This window comes from Shewanella sp. 10N.286.51.B7 (assembly GCF_002873615.1).
Classification (GTDB): domain Bacteria; phylum Pseudomonadota; class Gammaproteobacteria; order Enterobacterales; family Shewanellaceae; genus Shewanella; species Shewanella electrodiphila.
Genome location: NZ_MCUF01000075.1, coordinates 16,339 through 29,115, shown reverse-complemented (window position 1 = coordinate 29,115; position 12,777 = coordinate 16,339). Strand labels below are relative to the sequence as shown.

General features: G+C 41.7%; 6 protein-coding genes and 1 pseudogene. 3 read left to right on the top strand and 4 right to left on the bottom strand.

The annotated features are described in order from the left end of the window. Positions 1–407: 407 nt before the first annotated feature. Entirely contained in the window at positions 408–2,936 is a 2,529-nt protein-coding gene (locus tag BCU84_RS18445; RefSeq protein ID WP_102529521.1) for a cadherin-like domain-containing protein, read from the top strand. 128 nt (positions 2,937–3,064) lie between these two features. Here the strand turns inward: BCU84_RS18445 and BCU84_RS18440 are convergent, their stop codons facing one another. From BCU84_RS18440 to BCU84_RS18430, 3 genes are all read right to left on the bottom strand, one after another. Further along, positions 3,065–3,808 (bottom strand): peptidase, encoded by a 744-nt coding sequence (locus BCU84_RS18440; RefSeq protein WP_102529520.1) that lies wholly within the window; start codon positions 3,806–3,808, stop codon positions 3,065–3,067. After that, positions 3,808–4,545 (bottom strand): PepSY domain-containing protein, encoded by a 738-nt coding sequence (locus BCU84_RS18435; protein WP_241906486.1) that lies wholly within the window; start codon positions 4,543–4,545, stop codon positions 3,808–3,810. Before BCU84_RS18435 ends, BCU84_RS18440 begins: the two co-directional genes overlap by 1 nt. A gap of 106 nt (positions 4,546–4,651) precedes the next feature. After that, positions 4,652–7,381, bottom strand: a complete 2,730-nt coding sequence (locus tag BCU84_RS18430) for a TonB-dependent receptor (protein ID WP_241906485.1) — start codon at positions 7,379–7,381, stop codon at positions 4,652–4,654. A gap of 275 nt (positions 7,382–7,656) precedes the next feature. Here BCU84_RS18430 and BCU84_RS18425 point away from each other — a divergent pair, with 275 nt between their 5' ends. Together BCU84_RS18425 and BCU84_RS18420 are read left to right on the top strand one after the other, a co-directional pair. Beyond that, positions 7,657–8,802, top strand: coding sequence for a kelch repeat-containing protein (locus tag BCU84_RS18425; protein ID WP_102529518.1), 1,146 nt, complete (start codon positions 7,657–7,659; stop codon positions 8,800–8,802). A gap of 135 nt (positions 8,803–8,937) precedes the next feature. Next, positions 8,938–9,429 (top strand): annotated as a pseudogene (locus BCU84_RS18420) (hemerythrin domain-containing protein); the annotation flags it as partial. Between the two features lie 190 nt (positions 9,430–9,619). Here BCU84_RS18420 and BCU84_RS18415 read toward each other — a convergent pair. Continuing rightward, positions 9,620–12,766: a CusA/CzcA family heavy metal efflux RND transporter gene (locus tag BCU84_RS18415; RefSeq protein WP_102529516.1), complete on the bottom strand. Its 3,147-nt coding sequence runs from the start codon at positions 12,764–12,766 to the stop codon at positions 9,620–9,622. Between the last annotated feature and the right edge of the window lie 11 nt (positions 12,767–12,777).

Below are 12,777 nucleotides of genomic sequence, written 5' to 3'. Positions count from 1 at the left end.
TTAAGCCTAAAAATTTTGTCTAACTATTCAGAAATCACATCTACCATGGATAAATATCAATTAAAAAAACATGTCGCAACTTACGCATAAATGATAACGTTTTTCATCAATTCTGATAACGCACAATCTTGATAAAACCCACAGATAAACATCTTTAACCTTACTGCCAGTCTTGGCAAATTTAATAATGATAGATTTCTAAGATGTGTCTATGTCTTGGTGTAATAGTTATGCCAATGGACAATGACTAAAGATGGTAACTAACAATAAGATGCTGTTTTATCCCCTGGGAAAATACGCTATGCAAGGTTTGCACGTAAGTCATAAGTATTGTACATTTCAATAACAACAATAGGTTAGTTACTATTGTTCGATATTTACAATGGAATGTAATTCATAAGGAAATCATGAAAAAATTTACCCTTACTTTGTTCGCTGCCGCTGCTCTTAGCGCCTGCGGTGGTTCAGACTCTGCTTCAGAAACTCCCGACCCGACACCTACTCCTTCACCAACTGCGATTTCAGATACAGGACTTGCTCAGAATAATCTAGCGGTAACGCTCGATGTGCTGGCTAATGACACTGATCATAGCGGCAATGGTTTAACGATTACATCAACTTCAGATTTAGAATTCGGAAATGTTGAAATAGTCAATAACCAACTTGTTTTCACACCTGAAGAAGATACTACAGGCACTGTAACCTTTAATTATCAAGTTAGCGATGGCACCAACAAAGCGAATGCTGACGTTACAGTAACCGTTAATCATACCCTAACCCTTTCAGGTCAGATAACTGACAGCCCCATTGCCAATGCCGAAGTCGTGGTCACCTTAGATGGCATAGACCACACAGCAACTGCTGATAGCGAAGGTTACTACTCGCTCCCATTAACCATCAATAACCTTGATGAAATAATTAAAATACAAGCGTTCGGCTCCGCTGAAAAAAACCAACAAAATGTTGAGCTGATCTCAATTGTTGGTCAAACAGGTACATTGCTGCAAAGGGTTGATGAACAACGCAAGATTACTGCTGAACAGGCTAAATCGCTTAATGCTACCCACTTATCAACAGCAACTTACTTGATTGCTAAAGACCGCAATAACAATGAAGAGTTTGAATCTGCAGAGCAATTTGAACAGGCTTTGGCAGGGGTATCAGCACAGAATCTACTTGAAACTGCGGGATTCATAAAACTGTTAGTTGATAATAGTGAATTTGAAATTCCCGAGGGGAAAACAGTAGTCACACTGCTTAATGACGAAGAACTTGATACCTTGCAGTTGATTAATCAGTATCTAACAAATAATGAACTGATTGATGAAAACGGCAATCCGAGTGAAGCCTACGAAGAAGCGCTGGAAGAGGCAATTAAACAAACCTTAGCCGATCCAAAGGTTGTTGATAGCTTTACCAAAGAGATGTTTACTGACAAATCAATGAGCTGGCTAGTAGGAGCGCAACCAGGTTGGCTAGAGTTCCGCGGCGACAGTATTATCTTTAATGGCAATGGTTCAGGGACTGTATATTTGGAGTCATACACTGTAAGCAACGAATTACCTGAACCTGAGGGATTTGATTGGTCTATTAACGATGGAAAGGCAATGATTGAGTACACTGACAGAAGTTATGTTTCATACACCTCTGTTTCCTACCCTTACTACCAGTTGGAAGAGGATTATGGATTTTCATCCGACGTCGTCGAAGCATTTATTGCTGCGTACGAAAGTGGATATTATGAAAGTCAAATTCCGCTAACTTACCGTACCCAAAGCGACAGTATTACTTTACTTCAAACCAATGAGATGTCTTATCAAGTTAATGTTGATTCTACTATAGAATTAACGATTGAAATGCCTGAGTGGGTCGACTGGAGTGAAGATAATCCCAAAGCAGTGATTACTGAGTCATCACAACAAGTTCTTCACCATAATTACAAAAGTGCATTTGCAGGTAAAGCGCTTGAAGATTTCAATGGTAAGTGGGTACTACCTATTGAAAGCGACTACCTCGCTCAACCTGAATTCAGCGAATCAACCGGTGAATACGAGTCAAACGTGAAAACTGCAATCAAAGCAGATGTCATTACGATCAACAATGGCCAAGCTCAGAGTCAAATCGGGGAAAAGAGCTTTACCGTCAGTTTGGAAAATGATGTTCTTAAACTAACGATTGGTGATACACACTTTGAATATACTCCATACGCTTCACAAGGTGATGAGCACTTGGTCTTAGTGGAAAAATATCAAAATAATGCATTCCAGTATTCAACTTCCCAACGTATGGCTAAGTATACCGCTGGTGACTTTGTGGTAGGGAGTAAACTTGTGACAGAATTACCTAAAATGTCACTGTCGAACATCAATGCCTACTTACCTTCATACTGGAATGGTAATCAAATGACTGTAGGTGGAGTATGGGGACGCCTATTTAGAGCTGATGGCACTTTTAATCATGGCATCTCAGGAGTGGAACCTGGTTATTGGAGCAATGAACAGCAAAAAGTAACTGATATACCTATGTTTGATATAGGTTACCTAGAGGGAACATGGACGAGCGTTGGTAATAAAGTTGACCTGCATATTTCACAAGATTATATTTTGAGAACACGCCATCGCGAATGGGAAGTCGTTTCTGTGGACTCTGAATCTGGTCGTATGGTCGTGTTTGAATACTCAAATTGGCATCTAGATATGGATGGGGACGGTGTTCTAGAAGATGCCGAACGGTACACTATCATTCCTCCGAGAATCAACTATGTTTCTACTATTGATCTAAGCGATTGGGAAGATGCTTGGAAAAACTCTCAAGATTTAGGCTCCATGCAAACCAACGCTACAACACCGGCACTTAACTCTAAATCAATTGCATCAAAGGTGAGTAGCTTAGGTAAACAGTCCGTCAACAAACTGTTTGTGGAACCAAGTAACTAATAAAATAATTAATCATGTAACACTTTAAAGCAAAAAATAATAAATCCGTAAGCTTGCCAAGGCTGCGGATTTATTATTTTGATAAATAGCCTTTTTGTTATTCAAATCCGTTTTACCATCTCAATTTGCTACTCAAACTTAAATCGATATCGCTTTAATACTAAATTCTCTATCACCCAATACACACCGGATAATGACAATAGCAACATCATTAATCCAAACACCCAACTAAAGGGGTTATTGAAACTGCCTTGGTGCAGGTAATCCATAAAGTGCAGCTTAAACATCAAATCAGCTAAATCAGTGTGATCATTTTTATGGCCAACCAATCGACCATTGACACCATTAATGTAGATTCGGGTATTCAAATCATCACTAATGCTGACTTGCCACAATGGGTTACATTCTTTGGGCCACTCTTTAAAACTTGTAGATAATTGCCTGTGACTCTTTATCTCGCCTGCTCCAGTATAGCTTTGCAAAGCGATTGATTCAGCCAAGTCGGCATCAATAAGGACTTCTTTGCCGCTATAAGCATCGACCAATACTTGCTGTTGGCAATCGTGTTGATATCGCTGTACTTGCTCATCTAGTAAATACATAGGCTGGTTATTAAGCACAATTGTACTAACCTGCTCCATCGGTTTAAATCGCTCAAGAATAGATGATAATGGCTCTAGATCATGACTACTAAACGCAGTTAAATCTAGCGGCGCTATACTGCGATAATAATGAGTGCCTTTCAGATCTTCACTTGGGGTGATATTGAAATAAATACCTGTTCCTAGCCAGATTAATAATTGAATGCCAACAACAGTCCCCAGCCAATAGTGACAAAACCTTAGCCAATGTTTTATTTTTTTGATTGTCATTAGCAATACCTCTTGCGGCGCTGCCAAACCAATACGCCACCAGCAAATACAGCGATAAAAGAAGCGATGGCAGTATAAAATAGTAATTGATTATCAATGGATTCACCGTCGTCATAATCCATGATGTGCCACTTCCAAAATAAATCAAACAAGCGCCAATACTCATGTCTTCTTGTCACGACTTCGCCAGTTTGCGCTGAAATATATAACGTCGATTGGCCGATATCATCAAAGACCACTCGCCATACGGGTAAGTGCCGTGCAGCTAACTCTGAAGGTAATTGCTCCAGTGGGGTTTTATCGTTAAGCAAACCAATAAATTGAATTTTTGCAGTTGGAGATATTGATTGCTGATGTTGAAAGGATTGCGATATCTGCTCTGCCTGCGACTTTGAAATAGCTGCAAGTCGTTGGCCTGATACGGCATCAATTAACAGGGATTGGTCAGTGAGCTTCACTTGGTAAACCAACTGTGTGTTGAGCATCGTTAAGGTGATTTTTCTCGCTTCTGGAAATGATTGATATACTTTTGCGATGGGGTATTTGACCGCTGAAGCGCTGATTTTGTCTGCTCGCTCCATCGCAATGTGGTCGCTACGAATGAAGCCGATATCCATTAGTACAAAATAGCTACCAGTGAGACCCCAAATGAAGATCGGAATGGCCAATAGCAACATCAACCAACGATGAACAAACTGCGCTGACGATACCTTTTTTAGCGTTTTTCTAGAGTTCAAATTCGAATGTTACCTGTATTTCTTATTATTAGTGGTGGTTCTACTCGCAAGACTTTAAGCATAAGCAAATGCTAAGTTACCCTAAACATTTGCTTATTCACAATAGTTACATTACCCATTTCAACGCAAGATAATAACGTCGCCCCATTAAATCATAGGTCATCGTGTTGGTGTTTCCGTCTGTGTAACTTTGATGATATGGCGCTTGTTTATCAAATAGATTATCGATACCAGCCGTGAACCCTAAACTACGGGTTAATTGGTAATAAAGCTGTGTATTATGATAGGTCACAGCGTCTACAGAATCACCAATATCACCTGCAGCGGCGTATTGATCATCCGCCTCGCCAATATATTGAATGTTATAGCCAAAGCGCCAATCATCTTTAGCAATATCAAAATACAAATTTGAACGCCACTTGGTATAACTGCCGTCATAGCCAATGGTGCCAGCCCGCTCTTCTACTGGTGCTCCTTCATAAGTTTGCAGGTTATATTCATCTAAATAACTGACTTCAAACGAGGTGTTTGTGGTGAACTCACCAAAATCCTTTTGATAGAACATAGCTAAATCGACACCTGATACTTCTTCTGTTGCTGCATTTCCTAATTGGGTTTGCAAATAGGTAATTTCACCGGTTTGCTCGTCGCGAATAAAGTGCTCATCGTTGCAAAAAGGGTGGCTCATATTGGCACTGTCATAACAGGCAGCAAGTTTACTTGAGCCATTGACTGAGTTAATTGCGTTTTCAATTTTTATGTCATAGTAATCAAGCGTGACATTCAGCCCCTCGATAAAACTCACATCCCACACAACACCGACAGTGAATGTGTCAGCCTCTTCAGGTTGTAAATCTGCGTTACCACCACGGTCAGTTAATATAGTGCCTTCATGGTTAAAATCCATCGATACGCCTGCAGCTTGGCAATTGGCAAAACGATTAGAGCTTGGGTCAAGTTGGCTCCAGTCGCTACAAGGATCTGTGGTGTTCATTGAACCTTGGCTAATGCCGCCAAACAGCTCTGGAATATTAGGTACTCTAAACGCAGTCGATTTGGTCGTACGAAGGGTGAGCTGGTCATTCAGCATCCACTGTAAACCAAGCTTATAGTTAGTATCACTGCCAAACGTATCAAAATGCGAGTAACGCACAGCTGCGGTTAAATCAACGGCTTTAGCCAGAGGCTTATCTGCTAACAGCGGAATATAAGCTTCTAAATAAACTTCATCAGCGGTGTATTCTCCAGTAATAGGGTCTTGTTGGCTGGTATTTGCTTCACCAATTATTGCTAAAGGATCAGGGTTACTCCAGCCCTTTTCTTTTCGATGCTCAATACCTGTGGCAAAACTCATAGTACCTGCAGGAAGTTGCCATAAGTCACCCGTTAAATTGGCAGTTAGACTTAATTGCTCATTCCCCCCATCACTCATCATATCGAATAAGAAGTAATCGAGCATTTCAGGGGTTAGTGAGCCCTCTCCCCAAAAATCAGCACAAGGTATATTCGGATCAACACTGCAATTATCGTAATCAGTTGCCTCGCCTAAGCGAGTGTTGTTAATCACATTGGTGACTTCAAATGAGCCACGATTACTGCCGTAATTAACTGCGGCATCCCATTGCCAACCATTGTCTAAACCCCCTTGTAAACCGGCTACAACTCGCCATGTATCTGTTTCAATATTAAATTCACGAGGCGCTTCAGCTAAACGGCGGCTGTTAAGTAAAAAATCATTCTCAGTGGGGTTAGACTCGTGCCAGCTTGGTATTGTAATACCACTGACAGTTTGCGGAGTTGCGGGCAGTGTAGAACTGCGATGGGTATACATCGCCTCTGTAAATAGCTGCACATTGTCAGTTAAGTCGTACTCGCCTGAGGCAAAGACATTAAAACGCTCATTTGGCTGCACCGCATTAAAGTATTCAAAATAGTTGTCTCTATCGCTACTAGTATATTCATCACTACCATTAGGTAATAATTTCACTTCATCACCGATTGAATTACCATTTTCATCCAAGAAATAACCGCGACCTCCTGGCAATGCAGTGCTGCCGCTACAGACTAATTCACCGTCGACTTCAGTTAATGGACATGGGGCGCGGCTGGTCATTTCTACCGCGTCAGTTTTATCATAACTTAACGCAATATATCCGCTGCCTCGCTCACCAACTTTCCCCACTGCTAAATCAAATTGATATTGCTCGCCATCACCTTGTTCAGTCATGCCCGTTCTTGCTTGAAACTCAACACCATCAATTTGGTCTTTAGTAATAATGTTAACCACACCTGCGACAGCGTCGGCGCCATAAACAGCAGAAGCACCATCTTTTAATACTTCAATACGCTCAATGACGCTGACAGGAATAGTATTTAAGTCCACTGACGAGTTAGCACCCGTACCGCTGTTTACCATTCGTCTGCCATTAAGCAGTACTAGAGTTCGGTTTACCCCAAGACCTCGAAGGTTCACTTGAGTTGAGCCATAACCGCCATCAGTCCAATAAGCATTAGTTTGATTACCGGCAAACCCTGCAGAAGCAGACATTCTTTGCAATACTGCATCCACTGACGTAGCGCCCATTTGGGCAATATCATCAGCGGTGAAAACTGCCATTGGTGCGGTTGAGGTGATTTCTTCTCTTTTTATCCGACTGCCAGTAATGCTAATTTTTTCCATCGATTTCAAATAAGGTGAGTGGCTTGCTGCAATGGACTCGGTCGCCATACTGTTAACTTCAATATCGTTCGCTTCGATATCAGATGAGGCAACAGAAATAAATGAACATAACGTCGCAGAAACCAATAAAGCGACTTTAGAAAAAGAAAATCTCACTGAATTCACCATGACAACCTTTAGTAGTATGCAAAATAGTTAACGTAATCACACAATTATTTAGCCGTTCAACGTGCTAAACAACTTACAATTGTCATACTGCGACACTGTGTCACACCCCAGTAAAAGCCCAGAATACAAAGCGAGCAAAATATACATCCCGTACCTTCACTATCAATTTTGATGAAATGAAATAAACGGTCTGAATGACAAAATGATTAACTCATCAATAAATTGTTGTACTCTAAAGCCAATAATCCCCTTCGGATATTTCGATGAAACAAATACTCGCTCTATTTTTAGCATCACAAGTGGCTTGCTTTACTTCTGCAGTGTCAGCAGGCACTTTACACGACGCGTCGCTCGCTAAATTACCTGAGCCATTGAGCAATAATGCCATTGCAAAAGTCAGTACTACGCAGGGTCAATACTTGCTGAGTTTTACCGGGCTAGCTCAAGGTAAGGGCTACCAAGATGTGCACAATAAAGCCTGGGCACTAAATTTAACTAAAGCAGAAGCTCAATGGCAACCCATTAAAGCCGTACCATTTGTTGCACCACTTGCTGGTCGTTTAGCGTCTATTGCAGTTGGTCTTGAAGATAAAGCCTATATTTTTGGCGGTTATACTGTTGCCGAAAACCATGAAGAAATCAGCACTGTAGATAACTACCAATTTGATATATTTAATAATCAATACCAACGTATTGCAGATATGCCAGTGGCTGTGGATGACACTGCAGCGAGTGTATATCAGCAGCGTTATATCTATTTGTTTGGCGGCTGGCATAACGATGGCAATGTTAACTTAGTCCAAGTTTACGACACCAAAACTAACACTTGGGATCAAGCTAGCCCTATTCCTGCTCCAGCAGTATTTGGTCAAGCCGTTGCAATGGTAAATAATAAAATCGTCTTGTGTGATGGGGTAAAAGTGCAGGCTAATATTGGTCAACGTCGAAGCTATCAATCATCACCTGTGTGTTTGTACGGTGAAGTTAATCCTCAAAATCATTTAAGGATCAGTTGGCAATTATTGCCTCATTATTCTATTGCCACGCCAACAAATCAAAGCAGAACGACACCATTAGCTACCGCTCACTATCGTATGGCGGCGACTGGCATTAATAATACCGCTGATGGACAAGCCGTATTTATGGCTGGCAGCAACAACCCATATAATTACAGTGGTATCGGTTATAACGGTAGTCCTAGCGAGCCACACAACTTGCAATACACCTTTGATTTTAAAACGATGCAATGGCTTGCGCCTATTCCGCTTGATGTTCCTAGCATGGATCATCGAGGGTTAATTTGCCACCAAGACCAATTACTGAGAGTGGGCGGTATGCTTAAGCAACAACAGGTTAGCGATCAAATCCTCTCAAGTGGATTAACGGGTAATCAAACTTGTACTCTGTAAGGAGTATAGAGTCTTATGTAATGTGATCTAGCTAACAATAAAACATCGATTTGATTGCCTCAATTAAAGATACATTTAAAATGCATGTATAAATTAAATGTATCTTTTGGAATCACTATGACATCTACTGACCTTGAGCAATTAAGCACTTTATCAATACCCGCTTTGATTGATCACCTTGAATCGACTCATCACCAGTATGTTCGTGAAACTGCGCCACTGTTAGTTGAGTACTCGCAAAAAATGGTACAAGCCCACGGCGAAGATCATGCTGAAATTAAACCATTAGCCACGCTAATCGGTGCACTAATCGCTGATTTAATGCCGCATTTAATGAAAGAAGAACAAATATTGTTTCCTGCAATGCGAAGACTGGCAGCAGGCGAAGAAGTGAATGGCTGTTTTGGTCATATTGGGAATCCAATTAATGCCATGGAGCACGAGCATGATCATGCTGGCACAGTTCTGCAGCAGTTAAGAGAGCTCACCAATAATTACCAAATCCCTGAAGGCGTTTGTAGCACATGGCAAAAATGCTACCGCACTTTGGCCGAGTTTGATGCGGACTTACAAGCTCATATTCATACTGAAAATGTATTATTGTTTCCAAAAGCGCTAGCTATTTAACTCTCATCATCTCTGATGAGTTGATAAAAACAAACCTATTTGATTCATCAAGTCCTTGGCTCTTGCTTCCCCCAGCAGAGCCATTTTTATGTCTTGAGGTTATTCATCTATAAGCATAAACAAGCCCTGCTAAGTGCTTGTAATAATAAAAACTACTCGAACAATGCAGGACTAGCTCTTAATTTAAAGTTCAGTTCACGCTAGCATTTTGTGACTCACTTTTTGTCCACTTTCGCCCTTGATGCGCCATACGATATAAAATAGGTAGCACAAACAGCGTCAACATTGTCGATGAGATAATGCCACCAATCACTACAGTAGCAATAGGTCGTTGTACTTCAGCACCTGTACCAATGTTTAGCGCCATGGGAACAAAGCCAAGCCCTGCCACTAATGCCGTCATTAATACAGGACGTAACCTAATCAATGCCCCGTCAATAATGGCATTCAGTAACTCGCCTTTCTCTTGATATAACTGCCGAATAAAGCTCAACAGCACTAAGCCATTAAGCACCGCCACACCAGATAATGCGATGAATCCAACACCAGCAGAAATAGATAACGGCATGTCTCTTAACCATAACGAAATAACACCACCTGTTAACGCAAGTGGGATCCCGGTAAAGACAATGGCAGCATCTCTTACCGAATTAAACGCCATAACTAACAAGCCTAAAATAAGCGCCAGCGTCAGAGGCACCACTATCAATAAACGTTGACTGGCTGATTCTAGTTGCTCAAATGTGCCACCATATTCCAACCAATAACCAGCCGGCAAATCCACTTGCTGACTAATTTGTTGTTTTGCTTCAGTGACGAATGAGCCTAAGTCACTACCACGCACGTTAGCTGTTACGACAATACGGCGTTTACCGTTCTCACGGCTGATTTGATTTGGAGATGGGGCGATATCTAATGTCGCTACTTCAGATAAAGGCACATACTGCCCCGATGGCAGTACAATAGGTAACGCTTGTAAATTCTCTACATCTTTACGAATATTTTCAGGTAAACGCTGAACAATCTTAAAGCGACGATCACCTTCAAAAATAAGCCCTGCCTCTTCACCACCGATGGCCGTTGCGACAAAATCTTGCAGCTCACTGACCGTTAAACCATAGCGAGCTAACGCCATGCGATCAGGTTGAATTGACAACATTGGTAAACCCGTCACTTGCTCAACTTGAAGATCCGATGCGCCTTCAATTTGCTCTAACACTTCATGAATGGCATTCGCCGAGGTTAATAATTGCTGTAAATCATCGCCAACCACCTTAATGCCTAAGTCAGCACGTACACCCGAAATGAGTTCGTTAAAACGCATTTCAATTGGCTGCGTCAGTTCAAAGTTATTACCAGGTTGACCAGAAACAGCATCGACAATATCGGCGGCAAGCGCATCATGGCTCATTTTCGGATTTGGCCATTCATTACGAGGTTTAAGCATAATGAAAGTATCAGCAATATTCGGCGGCATAGGGTCGTTCGCCACCTCTGGGGTTCCTATTTTAGAAAATACATTGAGTACTTGGGGGAAGTGTTTAATTCTATCCTCAAGCATCATTTGCATATCTACAGATTGCTCTAAACCTGTACCTGGAATGCGAATCGCCTGCAGCAAAATATCTTCTTCATTAAGCTGTGGAATAAACTCTGACCCCAGCGTAGTGGCTAACCAAATTGACAATGCCACCAAACCCACAGCTGCACTCAACACTAACCAGCGAAACTTCATCGCTACAATCAACAATGGTTTATACAAAGATTTACTTAAGGTAATAACCCGGCTTTCTTTTTCGCTAATCTTACCTGTCATAAACAAAGCAACAGCGGCAGGAACAAGCGTTAACGACAGCACTAACGCTGCTAAAAGTGCCATCACAACGGTGGCAGCCATTGGGTGGAACATCTTACCTTCAACACCCGTAAGGCTGAATAGTGGAATATAAACGACGGTAATGATCAATACGCCAAATAAGCTTGGGCGAATAACTTCATTAGTGGCCTCATACACCAATTGTAAACGTTGTTTACGTGGCAAAATATGCCCGCCACTTTGTCCCTGTGCTTGGCCTAATCGGCGAATGGCATTTTCGACAATAATCACCGCACCATCGACAATCAAGCCAAAATCCAATGCCCCTAAGCTCATCAGGTTTGCAGATACGCCAGCTTGCACCATACCTGTCATTGTCGCTAACATTGCCAGCGGAATGACCGCAGCAGTGATGAGAGCTGCTCTTGCGTTGCCCAACAAAATGAATAGCACCACAATAACTAACAATGCACCTTCAACGAGATTTTTCTGAACTGTATATACCGCTTTATCAACCAAAGTCGTGCGATCGTATACGGCCTCAACTTTAATCCCATCAGGTAATGACGCTTTAACGTCCTCAAGTCTTTCGGCCACAGCTAATGATACTTGCCGTGAATTCTCGCCCACCAGCATCATTGCACTGCCTAATACGGTTTCTTTTCCGTCTCGAGTGGCGGCACCAGTTCTTAACGCCTTACCAATGCCAACCTCTGCCACATCACTCATTAAGATTGGTGCGTTATCAATACGCTTAACAACAACCTGTTTAATATCGCTAATGGTTTTAAGCTGCCCGGCTGAACGAACTGTCAATTGCTGGCCATCACGCTCAATATAACCTGCACCACGATTGCTGTTATTGCTTTGCAGCGCCATTTTGATATCGACAAAGGAAATCCCATAGGTCAACATTTTCAATGGTTGAGGCGTGATGTGATATTCCTTATCAAAGCCCCCTATGGTGTTTATTTCAGTCACTCCTTTCACTTGAGCTAATTGCGGTTTAATAATCCAGTCTTGGATTTCTCTTAGCGCTGTAGCATCGAAATCACTTCCATCAGCTTGTTGAGCATTCGACTTCGCTTCGATGGTGTACATAAAGATTTCGCCCAGACCAGTAGAAATAGGCCCCATTTCAGGCTCAATTCCAGCAGGTAAAGCCCCTTTTATGCCATTTAAACGCTCGCTAATTAGATTACGAGCAAAATAAAGGTCGGTGCCTTCATCAAATACGACTGTCACCTGCGATAATCCATATCGCGACAATGAACGAGTGTTAGACAAATTTGGAATACCCATCAGGGCATTTTCAATTGGATAGGTAATCCGTTGTTCGGTTTCTTGTGGTGAATAACCTGCAGCACGCGTGCTTATTTGCACTTGTACATTGGTAATATCTGGCACGGCATCAATCGGTAATTTCTGATAACTCCAAAGCCCAACAGCAACCAGCAATAAAGCTAGAAACATCATCATCCAGCGTCGATTAATCGCAAGACGTAAAACTGATTCAATCATATTTCGTCTCC

What these genes read in the sequence shown, in the direction of transcription:
- BCU84_RS18445 (WP_102529521.1), top strand. Translation starts at nt 408, where the DNA reads ATGAAAAAATTTACCCTTACTTTGTTCGCTGCCGCTGCTCTTAGCGCC.
- BCU84_RS18415 (WP_102529516.1), bottom strand. Translation starts at nt 12,766, where the DNA reads ATGATTGAATCAGTTTTACGTCTTGCGATTAATCGACGCTGGATGATG.
- BCU84_RS18440 (WP_102529520.1), bottom strand. Translation starts at nt 3,808, where the DNA reads ATGACAATCAAAAAAATAAAACATTGGCTAAGGTTTTGTCACTATTGG.
- BCU84_RS18425 (WP_102529518.1), top strand. Translation starts at nt 7,657, where the DNA reads ATGAAACAAATACTCGCTCTATTTTTAGCATCACAAGTGGCTTGCTTT.